This is a genomic window from Pseudomonas xanthosomatis (assembly GCF_019139835.1).
GTDB classification, from domain to species: Bacteria; Pseudomonadota; Gammaproteobacteria; order Pseudomonadales; family Pseudomonadaceae; genus Aquipseudomonas; species Aquipseudomonas fakonensis.
The window spans coordinates 5283876-5300734 of sequence record NZ_CP077075.1 but is presented as its reverse complement, the minus strand read 5'-3'; the positions used below and the strand labels follow the sequence as shown (position 1 = coordinate 5300734).

Below are 16859 nucleotides of genomic sequence, written 5' to 3'. Positions count from 1 at the left end.
ATGAACCCGAATTTCCTCGATTTCGAACAGCCGATTGCCGACCTGCAAGCCAAGATCGAAGAGCTGCGCCTGGTGGGCAACGACAATTCGCTGAACATCAGCGATGAAATTGCCCGTCTGCAAGACAAAAGCAGCACCCTGACCGAGAGCATCTTCGGCAACCTGACCAGTTGGCAGATCGCCCGCCTGGCCCGTCACCCGCGCCGCCCGTACACCCTCGACTACATCGAGCACATCTTCGACGAGTTCGAAGAACTGCACGGCGACCGTCACTTCTCCGACGACGCCGCGATCGTGGGCGGTACCGCGCGCCTGAACGACAAACCGGTCATGATCATCGGCCACCAGAAAGGCCGCGAAGTGCGCGAAAAAGTTCGCCGCAACTTCGGCATGCCGCGCCCTGAAGGCTACCGCAAGGCCTGCCGCCTGATGGAAATGGCCGAGCGCTTCAAGATGCCGATCCTGACCTTCATCGACACTCCGGGCGCATACCCGGGCATCGACGCCGAAGAGCGCAACCAGAGCGAAGCCATCGCCTGGAACCTGCGTGTCATGGCGCGCCTGAAAACCCCGATCATCGCCACCGTGATCGGTGAAGGTGGTTCGGGCGGCGCCCTGGCCATCGGCGTGTGCGACCAGTTGAACATGCTGCAGTACTCGACCTACTCGGTGATCTCGCCCGAAGGTTGCGCCTCGATCCTGTGGAAGACCGCCGACCGTGCCGCCGACGCTGCCGAGGCTATGGGCGTGACCGCCGATCGTCTGAAGAGCCTGAACATCGTCGACAAGGTCATTCAGGAGCCGCTGGGCGGCGCCCACCGTGACCCGGCCAAGATGTCGGCCAGCGTACGCGCCGACCTGATCGAACAGCTGGACATGCTCGGCAAGCTCGACAACGACGCGCTGCTCAAGCGCCGTTACGATCGCCTGATGAGCTACGGCCTCTAACAGGTCGCAGTACCAATCGCGGGGCAAGCCCGCTCCCACGGTATCGCACTGACGATCTTGTGGGAGCGGGCTTGCCCCGCGATGCCATCCGAGGATGCACGCTGATGCCTGACCTCTCCTCACAGCTGGCTCCCTGGCTCACCGCCCCCGCCTGGCACATCGCCTTCTCCGGCGGCCTCGACTCCACCGTCCTGCTGCACTTGCTGGCCGACTACCGCCGTACCCACGTCACGCCCCCGCTGCGCGCCATCCACGTACACCACGGCCTGCAAGCCGCTGCCGACACCTGGCCGGAACACTGCCGCGCCGTGTGCCAAGCCTTGGGCGTCGAGCTCGATATCGTGCACGTAAAGGTAGCCCCCGGCGCCAGCCTGGAGCAGGCCGCCCGCGATGCACGCTATGGTGCGTTCGAAAAGCTGCTGGGCCCGGGCGAGGTGCTGTTCACCGGCCAGCATCGCGACGACCAGGCCGAGACCCTGCTGTTTCGCCTGTTGCGCGGCGCCGGCCTGCGCGGCCTGGCGGCCATGCCCGAAACGCGGGCGCTGGGGCAGGGCAGGCTGGTGCGCCCGCTGCTGAAGGTGGCGCGCCGGCAACTGCAGGCATGTGCCGAGGAGCGCGGGCTGGTCTGGGTCGAAGACCCCTCCAATGCCGATACCGGCTTCGCCCGCAATTTCCTGCGTGGCGAGGTGTTGCCGCTGCTCCATGGGCGCTGGCCGCAGGCCGAGGGCAACCTCGCGCGCGCGGCTGAGCATTTGGGTGAGGCGCAGGGCTTGCTGGATGAAGTCGCCTTCACCGACCTTGCCGCTGCCGAGGGTGCCGAACCATGGCCCTGGCTCGGCCTGGCCTCCCTCGACCTTGCCACACTGGCCACGCTTTCACCGGCCCGCCAGCGCAACGCCTTGCAGTACTGGCTGAGCGCCCGTACCCGTCTGCCCGACAGCCGCCACTGGGCGGGCTGGGACGACCTGCGCAATGCGGCCACCGATGCCGCGCCAGTGTGGCACCTGACCGACGGCCAGCTGCTGCGCAGCCACGGGCGTATCTGGTGGCTGAGCGGGGCGTGGCTGCAGCCGGTCACTGGCGGGCAAGCCTGGCCTGAGCCAAACCGGCCCTTGCACTTGCCTGGCAACGGCAGTGTCCGCCTGGCCGGCGAGCCTGCAGGGCAGGGCCTGCGTATCGCCTACCGGGTGGGCGGCGAGGTCATGCAGGTGCCCGGCCGCGGCCGTCGCGACCTCAAGCGCCTGCTCAACGAAGCGCAGCTGCCGCACTTCGTGCGCCCGCGCCTGCCGCTTTTGTACTGCGGCGATCAACTGCTGGCAGTGGCCAACCTGCCCGCATTGGGGGGGGCGAATTGCCAGCTGCACTGGCAGCCGCCGACCAACGTGCAAGGTTTGAGCTGAAGGGTACATTCCGGTAGACTACCCTCCCTTCTTGATACAACTTCTGTGGCTTTCTCGAAAACACAGCAGTTGCCGATTACCAAGCAGTTTTTTGCTGGGCTGATTCTTAAAATGACGAGCGAGCTCCAAACCGGGGATACCCCTGGTCTGTACAGACGCGGCAGTTGTTCGAGATGCACTGTGATTGACGCAGGTGATCGGGGGCTTCGGCCTTCCTTCGCTTTCTCCGGCGGCCCAAGCCGCCTTAACGCAGACTTCTAGGGTTTTTCATGACGCGCTACATATTCGTCACGGGCGGTGTTGTTTCTTCATTGGGGAAAGGCATTGCCTCGGCATCCCTGGCGGCCATCCTGGAAGCGCGGGGCCTGAAGGTCACCATGCTCAAGCTGGACCCGTACATCAACGTCGACCCGGGCACCATGAGCCCGTTCCAGCACGGCGAAGTGTTCGTCACCCACGACGGCGCCGAGACTGACCTCGACCTGGGCCACTACGAGCGGTTCATCCGCACCACGATGACCCAGAACAACAACTTCACCACCGGCCGCATCTACGAGCACGTGCTGCGCAAAGAGCGCCGTGGTGATTACCTGGGCGCGACCATCCAGGTCATCCCGCACATCACCGACGAGATCAAGCGCCGCATCATCAAGGGCGCAGGCGACGCCGACGTTGCGCTGGTCGAGATCGGCGGTACCGTGGGCGACATCGAGTCGCAGCCGTTCCTCGAGGCCATCCGCCAGCTGCGCGTCGAAGTGGGCTCCAAGCGCGCCATGCTGATGCACCTGACCCTGGTGCCGTACATCGCCACCGCCGGCGAGACCAAGACCAAGCCGACCCAGCACTCGGTCAAGGAGCTGCGCTCCATCGGCCTGCAGCCTGACGTGCTGATCTGCCGCTCCGACCACCCCGTCGATGCCTCGTCGCGCCGCAAGATCGCGCTGTTCACCAACGTCGAAGAGCGTGCGGTGATTTCGCTGGAAGACGTCGACACCATCTACAAGATCCCTGGCGTGCTGCACGCTCAAGGCCTGGACGACTTTGTCGTCGAGCGCTTCGGCCTGCAGTGCAATAGCGCCGACCTGTCCGAGTGGGACAAGGTGGTGGACGCCAAGCTCAACCCTGAGCAGGAAGTCACCATCGCCATGGTCGGCAAGTACATGGAGCTGCTGGATGCGTACAAGTCGCTGATCGAAGCGATGAGCCACGCCGGCATCACCAACCGCACCAAGGTCAACCTGCGCTACATCGATTCCGAAGACATCGAGAACCAGGGCACCAGCCTGCTCGAAGGCGCCGATGCCATCCTGGTACCGGGCGGTTTCGGCCTGCGCGGCGTCGAAGGCAAGATCACTGCGGTGCAATACGCCCGTGAGAACAAGGTCCCGTACCTGGGTATCTGCCTGGGCATGCAGGTGGCCGTGATCGAGTTCGCCCGTAACGTGATGGGCTGGAAAGACGCCAACTCCACCGAGTTCGACCGCAACAGCGGCCACCCGGTGGTCGGCCTGATTACCGAGTGGGCTGACGCCACCGGCGCGGTCGAGACCCGTACCGAAGCCTCCGACCTGGGCGGCACCATGCGCCTGGGCGCACAGGACTGCCAGCTGGCATCGGGCTCGAAAGTACACGACTGCTACGGCAAGGACATCATCACCGAGCGTCACCGTCACCGCTACGAAGTGAACAACAACCTGCTGCCGCAGCTGGTTGACGCAGGCCTGGTGGTTTCCGGCCGCTCCGAAGACGGCGCGCTGGTGGAAGTGGTCGAGTCCAAGGACCACCCATGGTTCGTCGCCTGCCAGTTCCACCCGGAGTTCACCTCGACGCCACGTGACGGCCACCCGCTGTTCAGCGGCTTCGTCAAGGCTGCCCTGGCACAGAAGAACAAGGCCTGATCCATGACTCAGAAGATCATTCGCGTCGGTAACATCGAGATCGCCAACGACAAGCCGTTCGTCCTGTTCGGCGGCATGAACGTTCTGGAGTCCCGTGACCTGGCAATGAAGGTCTGCGAGGAGTACGTTCGGGTCACCGAAAAACTCGGTATCCCGTACGTGTTCAAGGCCAGCTTCGACAAGGCCAACCGCTCGTCGGTGGCTTCGTACCGTGGCCCGGGCATGGAAGAGGGGCTGAAGATCTTCGAGGAGATCAAACGCACCTTCAATGTGCCGGTGATCACCGATGTGCACGAACCCTACCAGTGCGAACCGGTGGCGCAGGTGTGCGACATCATCCAGCTGCCGGCCTTCCTGTCGCGCCAGACCGACCTGGTGGTGGCGATGGCCAAGACCGGTGCGGTGATCAACATCAAGAAGGCGCAGTTCCTTGCGCCCCACGAGATGAAGCACATCCTCGCCAAGTGCATCGAGGCCGGCAACGACCAGCTCATCCTGTGCGAGCGCGGTTCGAGCTTCGGCTACAACAACCTGGTGGTGGACATGCTCGGCTTCGGCATCATGAAGCAGTTCGAGTACCCGGTGTTCTTCGACGTAACCCATGCCCTGCAGACCCCGGGTGGTCGCGCCGACTCCGCCGGTGGCCGCCGCGCCCAGGTCACCGACCTTGCCAAGGCCGGCATGAGCCAGGGCCTGGCCGGGCTGTTCCTCGAAGCCCATCCGGACCCGGACAACGCCAAGTGCGACGGCCCTTGCGCCCTGCGCCTGGACAAACTGGAGCCGTTCCTCAGCCAGCTCAAGCAGCTGGATGACCTGGTGAAAAGTTTTCCGACGGTAGAAACCGCGTAAAGCGCGTTTCTCGGGTAAAGTACCGCCCGTTCCACCCCCTGACCGTCAGGTCAGGGGCTCCCTTCGCCAGGCCTGCCCGTGCCATGTCGCCTGGTGAACGGCAAGAATTCCCAAAAGTTGCGTTAGTTTCGTCAATTCTGGAGTGCTTACAACAATGGCAAAGATCGTCGACATCAAAGGTCGTGAAGTTCTCGATTCCCGTGGCAACCCCACCGTGGAAGCCGACGTACTGCTCGACAACGGCATCATCGGCAGCGCCTGCGCGCCGTCGGGTGCTTCCACTGGCTCGCGCGAAGCGCTGGAGCTGCGTGATGGCGACAAGAGCCGTTACCTGGGCAAAGGCGTGCTGAAGGCCGTCGGCAACATCAACGGTCCGATCCGCGAACTGCTGCTGGGCAAGGACCCATCGGACCAGAAAGCCCTGGACCGCGCCATGATCGAACTGGACGGTACCGAGAACAAGGCCAAGCTGGGCGCCAACGCCATCCTGGCCGTCTCCCTGGCTGCCGCCAAGGCTGCTGCCCAGGACCAGGACCTGCCGCTGTACGCGCACATCGCCAACCTCAACGGCACCCCGGGCCAGTACTCGATGCCGGTTCCTATGATGAACATCATCAACGGCGGCGAGCACGCCGACAACAACGTCGACATTCAGGAGTTCATGGTGCAGCCGGTTGGCGCCAAGACCTTCTCCGACGGCCTGCGCATGGGCACCGAGATCTTCCACCACCTCAAGGCTGTACTGAAGGCCCGTGGCCTGAACACCGCCGTGGGTGACGAAGGTGGCTTTGCGCCTAACCTGGCTTCCAACGAAGACGCCCTGGCGGCCATCGCCGAAGCCTGCGACAAGGCCGGCTACAAGCTGGGCACCGACGTGACCCTGGCCCTGGACTGCGCCGCTTCCGAGTTCTACGAAGACGGCAAGTACAACCTGTCCGGTGAAGGCAAGTCGTTCGACGCCGAAGGTTTTGCCGACTACCTCAAGGGCCTGACCGAGCGCTTCCCGATCATCTCGATCGAAGACGGCCTGGACGAGTCCGACTGGGCTGGCTGGAAAATCCTCACCGACAAGATCGGCGAGAAAGTCCAGCTGGTGGGCGACGACCTGTTCGTTACCAACACCAAAATCCTGAAAGAAGGCATCGAGAAGGGTATCGGTAACTCGATCCTGATCAAGTTCAACCAGATCGGCTCGCTGACCGAAACCCTCGAAGCCATCCAGATGGCCAAGGCTGCCGGCTACACCGCGGTGATCTCGCACCGTTCCGGTGAAACCGAAGACTCCACCATCGCCGACCTGGCCGTGGGTACCGCTGCCGGCCAGATCAAGACCGGTTCGCTGTGCCGTTCCGACCGCGTCAGCAAGTACAACCAACTGCTGCGCATCGAAGAGCAACTGGGCGCCAAGGCCGTTTATCGCGGCCGTGCCGAGTTTCGCGGCTAAGCAAGAGATGGTAAAAAGGCAGCAGCCGGGGCAGCCTGCACGTTCGTACTGAACGTTCAGGCGTCTCCCACGGGTTTCTGTCGACGAAGCCTGGCCTCGGCCAGGCTTCGTGCTATCGGAAGCTCGCTGCGGCGGCCTTTATACCTGGATATCTTCATGCGCAGTCCCTATTGGTTGTTCCTCGTCCTGCTCCTGCTGCTCGGCGGCCTGCAATACCGCCTTTGGGTCGGTAATGGCAGCCTGGCGCAAGTCGCCGAACTCAAGCAACAGATTGACGAACAGCACGCCGAGAACGAGCGGCTGCTGGAGCGCAATCGCGTGCTCGATGCCGAAGTGCTGGAGCTGAAGAAAGGTATGGAGACCGTGGAAGAGCGGGCTCGTCATGAACTGGGGATGGTCAAGGAAGGCGAAACCCTCTACCAGCTGCCACAAAAATGACCCATCCGTTACCGGCCTTCTGGGCCGTGATTCCTGCTGCGGGCGTTGGTGCCCGCATGGCTGCCGACCGCCCCAAGCAGTACCTGATGCTGGGCGGGCAGACCATTCTCGAGCATAGCCTCGACTGTTTTCTAGGCCACCCCGCGCTCAAGAGCGTGGTGGTCAGCATTGCCGATGAAGACCCGTACTGGCCCGGCCTGCGCTGCGCCCATGACTCGCGTATCCAGCGTGCCCCGGGTGGCCGTGAACGTGCCGATTCGGTGCTCAATGCGCTGCTGTTGCTGCACGCCCAGGGCGCTGCCGACGACGATTGGGTGCTGGTGCACGATGCCGCCCGGCCGAACCTGGCGCGCAGCGACCTGGACCGTTTGCTGGCGGAGCTTGCCGATGACCCGGTGGGCGGTCTGCTGGCGGTCCCGGCCCGCGACACCCTCAAGCGCGCCGGCGCCGATGGCCGGGTGAGTGCCACCATCGACCGCAGCACCGTGTGGCAGGCCTACACGCCGCAAATGTTCCGTTTGGGCATGCTGCACCGGGCGCTGGCCGAGTGCCTGGTTTCGGATGTGGCGGTGACCGATGAATCCTCCGCCATCGAATGGGCCGGGCACGCGCCGCGGTTGGTGGAAGGGCGCAGCGACAACATCAAGGTGACCCGGCCGGAAGACCTGGAGTGGTTGCGCCAGCGGTGGGCAAGCCGGCGCTGAGGCTTCAGTGCGGTGTTGGGCCATTCACGGCAAGCCCGCTCCCACAGGATTGCATCAACCTTTGCGCTATTGCGGTCCCTGTGGGAGCGGGCTTGCCCGCGAAGAGGCCAGTGATGACAGTGCAGTTCTTCAGCCCTGCCGATACTCCGGCAACCCCGCCAGCTCTTGCTTCATGTAATCCACCAAGCGCCGCACTTTGGGCGACAGGTGCCGCTGCTGCGGATACAGCGCCCACACCGCGGTGTTAGGCGGCTGGTGCGCCTCCAGCAGCGACACCAGCGCGCCGCTGTGCAGGTGCTCCAGCACGTAGTAATCCGGCAACTGGCACAACCCCATCCCCTGCAGCGCCGCATCCAGCACCGCCTGGCCGCTGTTGCAGCGCCAGTTGCCCTGCACCCGCTGGCTGATCTCGCGGCCGTCCTGCTGCAAAGCCCACAAGTCCGAGCTGCCCACCAGACAGTTGTGCCGGGCCAGTTCCGACAGGCTGTGGGGCCGCCCGTAGCGCTCAAGATAAGCAGGCGAGGCGCACAGGTACATGCGCCGCGGCGCCAGGCGCGTGGCCACCAGTCGTGAGTCCTGCAGGCGGCCGAGGCGGATCGCCAGGTCCATGCCCTCGTGCAGCAGGTCGAGGGTGCGGTTGCTCAACTCCACCTCCACCCGCAACTGTGGGTACTGCGCCATGAAACGCGTCACCAGCGGCACGATGAAGCGCTCGCCATAGGCCACCGCGCAGGTCATGCGCAGCAGGCCCTTGGGCTCGCTGGCCAAATCGCCCATGGCCCGCAGCGCCTCTTCGCGGCCATCCTGCAGGCGCTGGCAGTGCTGCAAAAAAGTCTGCCCGGCTTCGCTCAGGGTTACCCGCCGGGTACTGCGGTACAAAAGGCGGGTTTGCAGGCGCTCTTCCAGGCGGGCGATCTGCCGGCTGATGTGCGATGAGGAAACTCCCAGGCGCTCGGCCGCCGCCGTGAACTGGCCCGACTCGGCTACGGCGACAAATTCGTCGATGCCTTCCCAGCGGTTGCTCATGGATTATCCCTGTACAGCAATAATGTTTTTTAACTGGCCGGATTATTCATCAAAAGAGCATGAATTACACTGCTGGACTGAAATAGACACCCTGTCTGGAGACACTTGATGATCAAGTCCCGCGCTGCCGTAGCCTTCGAAGCCAAGAAACCCCTGGAAATCGTCGAAGTCGACGTGGCCATGCCCAAAGCCGGCGAGGTGCTGCTGCGCGTCGTCGCCTCGGGCGTTTGCCACACCGACGCCTACACCCTTTCGGGCGCCGACCCCGAAGGCATCTTCCCGTCGATCCTCGGCCACGAGGGCGGTGCCATCGTCGAAGCGGTCGGCGAGGGCGTCACCTCGGTGGCCGTGGGCGACCACGTGATCCCGCTGTACACCCCGGAGTGCGGCAAGTGCAAATTCTGCCTGTCGGGCAAGACCAACCTGTGCCAGGCCATCCGCGCCACCCAGGGCAAGGGCCTGATGCCGGACGGCACCACCCGCTTCAGCTACAAAGGCCAGCAGCTGTTCCACTACATGGGCACCTCGACCTTCTCCGAGTACACCGTGCTGCCGGAAATCTCCGTGGCCAAGATTCAAAAGGAAGCCCCGCTGGAGAAGGTCTGCCTGCTCGGTTGCGGCGTGACCACCGGCATTGGCGCGGTGATCAACACCGCCAAGGTCAAGCCTGGTGACACCGTGGCCATCTTCGGCCTGGGCGGCATCGGCCTGTCGGCGATCATCGGTGCGGTCAAGGCCAAGGCCTCGCGCATCATCGCCATCGACATCAACCCGGCCAAGTTCGAGATCGCCCGCCAGCTGGGCGCCACCGACTGCATCAACCCGAAAGAATACGACCGCCCGATCCAGGAAGTGATCGTCGACCTCACCGACGGTGGCGTGGACTTCTCCTTCGAGTGCATCGGCAACGTGCAACTGATGCGCGCGGCACTGGAGTGCTGCCACAAGGGCTGGGGCGAGTCGGTGATCATCGGCGTGGCCGGTGCCGGCCAGGAAATCGCCACCCGTCCGTTCCAGCTGGTCACCGGCCGCGTCTGGCGCGGTTCGGCGTTCGGTGGTGTGCGTGGCCGCAGCGAGCTGCCGAGCTACGTCGAGATGGCAGAGAAGGGCGAGATTCCGCTGGACACCTTCATCACCCACACCATGGGCCTGGAAGACATCAACAAGGCCTTCGACCTGATGCACGAAGGCAAGAGCATTCGTAGCGTCATCCACTTCTGAGGCCCGCTGCCATGACACTGGAAAACATCTCCTGCCAGAAGAGCTTCGGCGGCTGGCACAAGCGCTACCGGCACAGCTCCAAGGTGCTCGGCTGCGACATGGTGTTCGCCGTGTACCTGCCGCCCCAGGCCGAGCAGGGCGAGAAACTGCCGGTGCTGTACTGGCTGTCTGGGCTGACCTGCACCGACGAGAACTTCATGCAGAAGGCCGGCGCCCAGCGCCTGGCCGCCGAGCTTGGGCTGATCATCGTCGCCCCCGACACCAGCCCGCGTGGCGAGCAGGTGCCGGGCGACCCGGATGGTGCGTGGGACTTCGGCCTGGGCGCCGGGTTCTACCTCAACGCCACCCAGCAGCCCTGGGCCCAGCACTACCGCATGCATGACTACGTGGTGCAGGAGCTGCCAGCACTGATCGAGGCGCACTTCCCGGCCAGTGATCAGCGCAGCATCAGCGGCCACTCCATGGGCGGGCATGGCGCACTGGTGTGCGCCCTGCGCAACCCGGGCCGCTACCGCTCGGTGTCGGCGTTCTCGCCGATCAGCAACCCCATGGACTGCCCGTGGGGCGAGAAGGCCTTCAGCCGCTACCTGGGCGAAGACCGTGCGCGCTGGCGCGAGTGGGATGCCAGCGTGTTGCTGGCAGAATCCAGCGAATGCCCGCCGCTGCTGGTGGACCAGGGGGATCGTGACGATTTCCTGGAAAAGCAGCTCAAGCCGCAAGCGCTGGAGCAGGCCGCGCGCAAGGGCGGGCACGAGCTGACCCTGCGCCTGCAGCCAGGCTATGACCACAGCTACTACTTCATCGCCAGCTTCATCGATGAGCACCTGCGCCACCATGCAGTGGCACTTGGCCGGGTTTGACCTGCCAGCACGGTGTCGGCTTTTTCGCGGGTAAACCCGCTCCCACAGGTATCGGCAAGCTTCGGTTTGCAGCGGTCCCTGTGGGAGCGGGTTCACCCGCGAAGGGCTGCACAGCAGCCCCAATACTGCATGAAAGCAGGTAGAATCACGCCCTGACTCAATCAGGGCGTTTTTCTATGCGTATTGGCCACGGCTACGATGTGCACCGTTTTGCCGACGGTGATTTCATTACCCTGGGCGGGGTGCGTATCCCCCACAAATACGGCCTGCTGGCCCACTCCGACGGCGACGTGTTGCTGCACGCCGTCAGCGATGCCCTGCTTGGCGCCGCGGCGCTGGGTGATATCGGCAAGCACTTCCCCGACACCGACCCGCAGTTCAAGGGCGCCGACAGCCGCGTGCTGCTGCGCCATGTGCTGGATGTGGTGCACGGCAAGGGCTGGAAGGTCGGCAACGTCGACGCGACCATCGTCGCCCAGGCGCCGAAGATGGCCCCGCACATCGAAACCATGCGCCAGCGCATCGCCGAAGACCTGCAGGTCGAACTCGACCAGGTCAACGTCAAGGCCACCACCGAAGAAAAGCTCGGCTTCACCGGCCGTGAGGAAGGGATCGCGGTGCACGCCGTCGCCCTGTTGCTGCCCGTATGACCGAACTGGAACTGCTGGGGCCACGGGCCTCGGGCGAAGCCCTGGGCAGCGCCGTATTGAAGGCCGTGGCCGAGGACTTCCAGGTTGATGAAGTGCTCGATATCCCGTTGTCGGGGCAGGGCGAGCACCTGTGGTTGTGGGTCGAAAAACGCGACCTCAATACCGAAGAGGCGGCCCGCCGCCTGGCCCGCGCCGCCGGCGTGCCGGTACGCGCCATCAGCTATGCGGGCCTGAAGGACCGTCAGGCCCTGACCCGCCAGTGGTTCAGCCTGCACCTGCCGGGCAAGGCCGACCCTGACCTGACCCGCGCCGAAGACGACACCTTGCGCGTGCTCAAGCAGGTGCGCCATTCGCGCAAGCTGCAACGCGGTGCCCATTCGGCCAACGGCTTCACCCTGCGTCTGACCGGTCTGACCGCCGAGCACGCGGCCCTCGATGCGCGCCTGGAGCAACTCAAGGCCCAGGGCGTGCCCAACTATTTCGGTGCACAGCGTTTTGGCCATGCCGGCGGCAACGTACACGACGCCCAGGACTGGGCGGCGCGCCAGGCCCTGCCCGAGCAGCGCAATGTGCGTTCGCGCTTGCTGTCGGCCGCGCGCAGTTACCTGTTCAACCAGGTGCTGGCCGCACGGGTGGTCGATGGCAGCTGGCAGCAAGCACAGGTGGGCGACCTGTTGGCCTTCACCGACAGCCGCAGCTTCTTCGCCGCAGGCGAGGCCGAATGCAGCGACCCGCGCCTGGGGATTCTTGACTTGCACCCCACCGGCCCGTTGTGGGGCGAGGGCGAGGCGCCAGGCAGCGGCAGCCCTCAGGCGTTGGAAAACACTGTCGGCGCGCGCCACCCGCAGCTGTGCCAGTGGCTGGCGCGGGCGGGCATGGCGCACGAACGGCGCATTCTGCGGCTCCCTATTGGGCGGCTTACATGGCATTATCCCGAGCCTGATATCCTGCAACTGGAATTCGTCCTTCCGGCCGGATGCTTCGCCACCGTGGTGGTGCGCGAACTCGTCGATCTGGTGCCGGCAGGGCAGACGGACAGCCCATGCGTATTCTGATTTCGAATGACGACGGTGTTACCGCACCCGGCCTCGCCGCGCTGCATGCTGCGCTGGCGGATTATGCCGAGTGCGCGGTAATTGCCCCGGATCAAGACAAGAGCGGTGCCGGCAGCTCGCTGACACTCGACCGGCCGCTGCACCCGCAGACGCTCGCCAACGGCTTCATCAGCCTCAACGGCACCCCCACCGACTGCGTGCACCTGGGGGTCAACGGCCTGTTGCCGCACACCCCTGACATGGTGGTGTCGGGTATCAACCTGGGCGCCAACCTGGGGGACGACGTGCTGTATTCCGGCACCGTGGCCGCCGCACTCGAAGGGCGCTTCCTCGGCGGTACGTCGCTTGCGTTCTCGCTTGTGTCGCGCCAGCCCGACAACCTGCCGGCCGCCGCGCATATCGCCCGCCGCCTGGTCGAGGCGCAGGCACGCCTGGAGCTGCCGCCGCGCACGGTGCTGAACATCAATATCCCCAACCTGCCGCTTGAGCACATCCGCGGCATCCAGCTGACCCGCCTGGGCCACCGTGCGCGCGCCGCCGCGCCGCACAAGGTGGTCAACCCGCGGGGCAAGGAAGGTTACTGGATCGCCGTGGCCGGTGACGCCGAGGACGGCGGGCCGGGCACCGACTTCCATGCCGTGATGCAAGGCTACGTGTCGATCACGCCGTTGCAGCTGGACCGCACCTTCAACGACGCTTTCGAGCGTTTCGAGGGCTGGCTGGAGGGCGTGCTCTGATGCGCGAGCAGGACGATCTGATGCGCCATGGAATCGGCATGACCTCCCAGCGCACCCGCGAGCGGCTGATCCAGCGGCTGTACGAGGAGGGCGTGTCCAACGCCAAGGTGCTCGAGGCGATCCGCCGCACCCCGCGCCACCTGTTCGTCGACGAGGCCCTGGCCCATCGCGCCTACGAAGACACCGCGCTGCCGATCGGCCACAACCAGACCATCTCGCAGCCGTTCATGGTCGCGCACATGAGCGAGCTGTTGCTCGAGGCCGGCCCGCTGGACAAGGTGCTGGAAATCGGCACCGGCTCTGGCTACCAGACTGCGATCCTCGCCCAACTGGTGGAACGGGTGTTCTCGGTGGAGCGCATCAAGGTGCTGCAGGACCGCGCCAAGGAGCGCCTGCTCGAACTCAACCTGCGTAACGTGGTGTTTCGCTGGGGGGACGGCTGCGAAGGCTGGCCGGCGCTGGCGCCATACAACGCCATCATCGTCACTGCGGTGGCACCTGAGGTGCCCCAGGCCTTGCTCGACCAGCTGGCGCCCGGCGGGCGCATGGTCATCCCGGTGGGCCCGGCAGGGGAGGCGCAGCAGCTGATGCTGATCGTGCGTGAAGAACACGGCTTCTCGCGCCGGGTGCTCGGTGCGGTGCGCTTCGTGCCGTTGCTGGGTGGCCCGCTGGCCTGAGGCACGCGCCGGAATATTTGCGCGGGCGACGAATTCCTGGGCGGCGGGCCTGTCTATTCGGCGAGGCCTGCGCCATTGCGGCACATCCCGGGCCCTGCTCGGCAGGCGCCTCGGTTATAATTGCAACAATATTGCATTTCAAATCGTCTTTTTCGGCACCATGAGGGGAGCGCGGGTGGGTCACACAGTCGTTCGGCAGCGCAAGGATCGTTCGGTTTTGAAGCTTCTGGTGATTGCGCTTGCCATGGGAACCCTGTTGGCCGGCTGCTCGAGCACAGGCTCCAGCGGCGCGCGGGTGGTTGACCGCAACAATGCGGCGCCCAAGCGCCCGACCGTCACCTCGGGGCAGTACGTGGTCAAGCCGGGCGACACTCTGTTCTCCATCGCCTTCCGCTATGGCTGGGACTACAAGGAGCTGGCGGCGCGGAACAACATCCCGGCGCCCTACACCATCCGCCCCGGCCAGGCCATCCGTTTCAGCAGCGCTGCCGGTGGCAGCACGACAGTGGTTTCCAGCCCTTCTTCATCCAGCAAGACGACGGTCATTCGTCGGCCAGTGGCCACTACCGCGCCAGCATCCGGCAGTGGCAAAACTGCCACAGTGGCGCCTTCGGCTTCCTCGCAAACGGTTGCCCAGGTCCCGGCTGCAGAGCGCGCCGTAGGGGGCTGGACGTGGCCGGCAAACGGCGTGTTGATTGGAAAATTTGCTTCAAACGGTAGTTTGAATAAAGGCATTGATATCGCCGGTGATTTGGGACAGCCTGTTTTTGCCGCGTCTGATGGAGCAGTGGTTTACGCCGGGAGTGGCTTGCGGGGCTACGGCGAGCTGATCATCATCAAACACAGCGATACCTACGTCAGTGCCTACGGCCACAACCGCAGGCTTTTGGTTCGGGAGGGGCAGCAGGTCAAGGCAGGGCAGACAATTGCAGAGATGGGGTCCACGGGCACTGATCGGGTGAAGCTGCATTTCGAGATTCGCCGCCAGGGCAAACCCGTCGATCCGCTCCAGTTCTTGCCACGCCGCTGACCATTGTTCCGGCCTGTTCCTTGGATGTAGAGGGGACAGGCTCCAGCGCTGCCACGGAAAGGTGACGCTCGAGTCTGAGTTCGAACTCAGCAAAGGACTATAACAATGGCTCTCAGTAAAGAAGTGCCGGAGTTTGACATCGACGATGACCTGCTCTTGATGGAGACCGGCATTGTCTTGGAAACGGATGTGGTGTCAGACGAACCTGCTGTACCCTCGGTTCGGACCAAGTCGAAACAAGGCGCCTCGCTCAAGCAGCATAAATATATCGATTACAGCCGGGCGCTCGATGCCACCCAGCTGTATCTCAACGAAATCGGCTTCTCGCCCCTGCTTTCGCCAGAGGAGGAAGTACATTTCGCGCGTCTCTCGCAAAAAGGCGACCCGGCCGGTCGCAAGCGCATGATCGAAAGCAACCTGCGCCTGGTGGTGAAGATCGCACGCCGTTACGTCAATCGTGGCCTGTCGCTGCTCGACCTGATCGAGGAAGGCAACCTGGGCCTGATTCGCGCGGTGGAGAAGTTCGACCCCGAGCGTGGCTTCCGCTTCTCGACCTACGCCACCTGGTGGATCCGCCAGACCATCGAGCGGGCGATCATGAACCAGACCCGCACCATCCGCCTGCCGATCCACGTGGTCAAGGAGCTCAACGTCTACCTGCGTGCCGCGCGGGAGTTGACGCAAAAGCTCGATCACGAGCCATCGCCCGAAGAAATCGCCAGCCTGCTGGAAAAACCAGTGGCAGAGGTCAAGCGCATGCTCGGCCTGAACGAGCGGGTGTCGTCGGTGGATGTCTCGCTCGGCCCGGACTCGGACAAGACCTTGCTCGACACCCTGACTGACGACCGCCCCACCGACCCCTGTGAGCTGCTGCAGGACGACGACCTGTCGCAGAGCATCGACCAGTGGCTGGGCGAGCTGACCGACAAGCAGCGTGAGGTGGTGGTGCGCCGCTTCGGCCTGCGCGGGCACGAAAGCAGCACGCTTGAAGATGTTGGCCTGGAGATCGGCCTGACCCGTGAGCGGGTGCGGCAAATCCAGGTAGAGGGCCTCAAGCGTCTGCGCGAGATCCTTGAGAAGAACGGCCTGTCCAGCGAGTCGCTGTTCCAGTAAGCGCACGCAAGGCCGCGCAAGACGCCCCGGTGACCTCGGGGCGTTTTTGTTTGTGTCTACAGGGGGTGTTTACTTATCTACCGTCGTTGCATAGCGTGTAAGCATTTACTTACTCGTGGTGTAGGAGAACCGTGACGGGAGCGGTAAATAAAAGTCGTTTTCAACGCCTTTAAATTTTTAAGTAATTGAAATTAAAGGTTTTTTGCGATTTTTCTGAATGTGTCTGCGGAAACTTCCTGAAAAATTCATCCCTTGCCCACCGCCCGGAAATCGCTAGTATTCGAACTGTGTCAACGGACAGACACAGGCCATCACGGATGACGGCCAAGGACATCGCAAGAAGCGATTCATCAGGACGATGAGTGGGACATACAGGGACTACGGAAAAAATGTGGGCGGGTCAAACCGCCCCTTTTTTTTGCCTGGCAGAAATGAAAAAAGGCCCGTTGCGGGCCTTTTTCGTGCCTGGAACTCAGCGCACCAGGTCGGCGAGCTTGCCAGGCTTGCCGTCCCACTCTTCGGCGTCCGCCAGGGCGTCTTTCTTCTCGGTGATGTTCGGCCAGATTTCCGCAAGCTCGGCGTTGAGCTCGATGAAGTTCTCCATACCAGCCGGAATCTCGTCTTCCGAGAAGATGGCCTGGGCCGGGCACTCAGGCTCGCAAAGCGCACAGTCGATGCACTCGTCCGGGTGAATCACCAGGAAGTTCGGGCCTTCGTAGAAGCAGTCCACCGGGCAGACTTCCACGCAGTCGGTGTACTTGCATTTGATGCAGTTGTCGGTGACGACGAAGGTCATTTCTAATTCTCTC

The 16859-nt window shown here is 63.9% G+C and carries 17 protein-coding genes; 15 read left to right on the top strand and 2 right to left on the bottom strand.

The window, feature by feature from the left end; translation table 11 throughout:
• The 7 genes from KSS93_RS23425 to ispD all read left to right on the top strand — a co-directional run bounded on the left by KSS93_RS23425 (position 1) and on the right by ispD (position 7681).
• Positions 1–948 carry an acetyl-CoA carboxylase carboxyltransferase subunit alpha gene (locus KSS93_RS23425; RefSeq protein WP_217886179.1) on the top strand — a complete coding sequence of 316 codons (948 nt, stop codon included), beginning with the start codon at positions 1–3 and terminating at the stop codon, positions 946–948.
• Between the two features lie 104 nt (positions 949–1052).
• Positions 1053–2348 carry a tRNA lysidine(34) synthetase TilS gene (gene tilS, locus KSS93_RS23420; RefSeq protein ID WP_217886178.1) on the top strand — a complete coding sequence of 432 codons (1296 nt, stop codon included), beginning with the start codon at positions 1053–1055 and terminating at the stop codon, positions 2346–2348.
• Between the two features lie 269 nt (positions 2349–2617).
• Complete coding sequence (gene pyrG, locus KSS93_RS23415; protein WP_217886177.1) at positions 2618–4246, top strand: CTP synthase; 1629 nt, start codon at positions 2618–2620, stop codon at positions 4244–4246.
• 3 nt (positions 4247–4249) lie between these two features.
• On the top strand, positions 4250–5095 hold the full coding sequence (gene kdsA, locus KSS93_RS23410) for a 3-deoxy-8-phosphooctulonate synthase (RefSeq protein WP_217886176.1): 846 nt from the start codon (positions 4250–4252) through the stop codon (positions 5093–5095).
• Positions 5096–5249: 154 nt separating this feature from the next.
• A complete protein-coding gene (eno, locus tag KSS93_RS23405; protein ID WP_217886175.1) occupies positions 5250–6539 on the top strand; it encodes a phosphopyruvate hydratase in 1290 nt (429 codons plus the stop codon).
• A gap of 156 nt (positions 6540–6695) precedes the next feature.
• The gene (gene ftsB, locus KSS93_RS23400; protein ID WP_217839951.1) at positions 6696–6977 is read left to right on the top strand and encodes a cell division protein FtsB; all 282 of its coding nucleotides are present in this window, start codon (positions 6696–6698) and stop codon (positions 6975–6977) included.
• Complete coding sequence (gene ispD / locus KSS93_RS23395; RefSeq protein ID WP_217886174.1) at positions 6974–7681, top strand: 2-C-methyl-D-erythritol 4-phosphate cytidylyltransferase; 708 nt, start codon at positions 6974–6976, stop codon at positions 7679–7681. Before ftsB ends, ispD begins: the two co-directional genes overlap by 4 nt.
• 129 nt (positions 7682–7810) lie before the next feature.
• On the opposite strand, the gene KSS93_RS23390 is transcribed toward ispD, so the two are convergent.
• On the bottom strand, positions 7811–8707 hold the full coding sequence (locus tag KSS93_RS23390) for a LysR substrate-binding domain-containing protein (protein WP_217886173.1): 897 nt from the start codon (positions 8705–8707) through the stop codon (positions 7811–7813).
• 108 nt (positions 8708–8815) lie between these two features.
• Here KSS93_RS23390 and KSS93_RS23385 point away from each other — a divergent pair, with 108 nt between their 5' ends.
• The 8 genes from KSS93_RS23385 (at position 8816) to rpoS (ending at position 16050) form a co-directional block, all read left to right on the top strand.
• Positions 8816–9928 carry an S-(hydroxymethyl)glutathione dehydrogenase/class III alcohol dehydrogenase gene (locus tag KSS93_RS23385; RefSeq protein WP_217839948.1) on the top strand — a complete coding sequence of 371 codons (1113 nt, stop codon included), beginning with the start codon at positions 8816–8818 and terminating at the stop codon, positions 9926–9928.
• 11 nt (positions 9929–9939) lie between these two features.
• On the top strand, positions 9940–10788 hold the full coding sequence (fghA, locus tag KSS93_RS23380) for an S-formylglutathione hydrolase (protein ID WP_217886172.1): 849 nt from the start codon (positions 9940–9942) through the stop codon (positions 10786–10788).
• Positions 10789–10964: 176 nt separating this feature from the next.
• Positions 10965–11438 (top strand): 2-C-methyl-D-erythritol 2,4-cyclodiphosphate synthase, encoded by a 474-nt coding sequence (gene ispF, locus KSS93_RS23375; RefSeq protein WP_217886171.1) that lies wholly within the window; start codon positions 10965–10967, stop codon positions 11436–11438.
• Positions 11435–12493 carry a tRNA pseudouridine(13) synthase TruD gene (truD, locus tag KSS93_RS23370; RefSeq protein WP_217886170.1) on the top strand — a complete coding sequence of 353 codons (1059 nt, stop codon included), beginning with the start codon at positions 11435–11437 and terminating at the stop codon, positions 12491–12493. Before ispF ends, truD begins: the two co-directional genes overlap by 4 nt.
• Positions 12481–13230, top strand: a complete 750-nt coding sequence (surE, locus tag KSS93_RS23365) for a 5'/3'-nucleotidase SurE (protein WP_217886169.1) — start codon at positions 12481–12483, stop codon at positions 13228–13230. The genes truD and surE overlap by 13 nt, the downstream gene beginning before the upstream one ends.
• A gap of 38 nt (positions 13231–13268) precedes the next feature.
• On the top strand, positions 13269–13907 hold the full coding sequence (locus KSS93_RS23360) for a protein-L-isoaspartate(D-aspartate) O-methyltransferase (protein WP_217888792.1): 639 nt from the start codon (positions 13269–13271) through the stop codon (positions 13905–13907).
• Between the two features lie 175 nt (positions 13908–14082).
• Complete coding sequence (locus tag KSS93_RS23355; RefSeq protein WP_217886168.1) at positions 14083–14937, top strand: peptidoglycan DD-metalloendopeptidase family protein; 855 nt, start codon at positions 14083–14085, stop codon at positions 14935–14937.
• A gap of 105 nt (positions 14938–15042) precedes the next feature.
• Positions 15043–16050 carry an RNA polymerase sigma factor RpoS gene (gene rpoS / locus KSS93_RS23350; protein ID WP_011535249.1) on the top strand — a complete coding sequence of 336 codons (1008 nt, stop codon included), beginning with the start codon at positions 15043–15045 and terminating at the stop codon, positions 16048–16050.
• 472 nt (positions 16051–16522) lie between these two features.
• Here rpoS and fdxA read toward each other — a convergent pair whose 3' ends face one another.
• Positions 16523–16846, bottom strand: coding sequence for a ferredoxin FdxA (gene fdxA / locus KSS93_RS23345; protein WP_217886167.1), 324 nt, complete (start codon positions 16844–16846; stop codon positions 16523–16525).
• Positions 16847–16859: the final 13 nt, after the last annotated feature.

Bases quoted from the DNA above. Each gene is read 5' to 3' on its own strand.
- KSS93_RS23425 (WP_217886179.1), top strand. From the start codon at position 1: ATGAACCCGAATTTCCTCGATTTCGAACAGCCGATTGCCGACCTGCAA.
- tilS (WP_217886178.1), top strand. From the start codon at position 1,053: ATGCCTGACCTCTCCTCACAGCTGGCTCCCTGGCTCACCGCCCCCGCC.
- pyrG (WP_217886177.1), top strand. From the start codon at position 2,618: ATGACGCGCTACATATTCGTCACGGGCGGTGTTGTTTCTTCATTGGGG.
- kdsA (WP_217886176.1), top strand. From the start codon at position 4,250: ATGACTCAGAAGATCATTCGCGTCGGTAACATCGAGATCGCCAACGAC.
- eno (WP_217886175.1), top strand. From the start codon at position 5,250: ATGGCAAAGATCGTCGACATCAAAGGTCGTGAAGTTCTCGATTCCCGT.
- ftsB (WP_217839951.1), top strand. From the start codon at position 6,696: ATGCGCAGTCCCTATTGGTTGTTCCTCGTCCTGCTCCTGCTGCTCGGC.
- ispD (WP_217886174.1), top strand. From the start codon at position 6,974: ATGACCCATCCGTTACCGGCCTTCTGGGCCGTGATTCCTGCTGCGGGC.
- KSS93_RS23390 (WP_217886173.1), bottom strand. From the start codon at position 8,707: ATGAGCAACCGCTGGGAAGGCATCGACGAATTTGTCGCCGTAGCCGAG.
- KSS93_RS23385 (WP_217839948.1), top strand. From the start codon at position 8,816: ATGATCAAGTCCCGCGCTGCCGTAGCCTTCGAAGCCAAGAAACCCCTG.
- fghA (WP_217886172.1), top strand. From the start codon at position 9,940: ATGACACTGGAAAACATCTCCTGCCAGAAGAGCTTCGGCGGCTGGCAC.
- ispF (WP_217886171.1), top strand. From the start codon at position 10,965: ATGCGTATTGGCCACGGCTACGATGTGCACCGTTTTGCCGACGGTGAT.
- truD (WP_217886170.1), top strand. From the start codon at position 11,435: ATGACCGAACTGGAACTGCTGGGGCCACGGGCCTCGGGCGAAGCCCTG.
- surE (WP_217886169.1), top strand. From the start codon at position 12,481: ATGCGTATTCTGATTTCGAATGACGACGGTGTTACCGCACCCGGCCTC.
- KSS93_RS23360 (WP_217888792.1), top strand. From the start codon at position 13,269: ATGACCTCCCAGCGCACCCGCGAGCGGCTGATCCAGCGGCTGTACGAG.
- rpoS (WP_011535249.1), top strand. From the start codon at position 15,043: ATGGCTCTCAGTAAAGAAGTGCCGGAGTTTGACATCGACGATGACCTG.
- fdxA (WP_217886167.1), bottom strand. From the start codon at position 16,846: ATGACCTTCGTCGTCACCGACAACTGCATCAAATGCAAGTACACCGAC.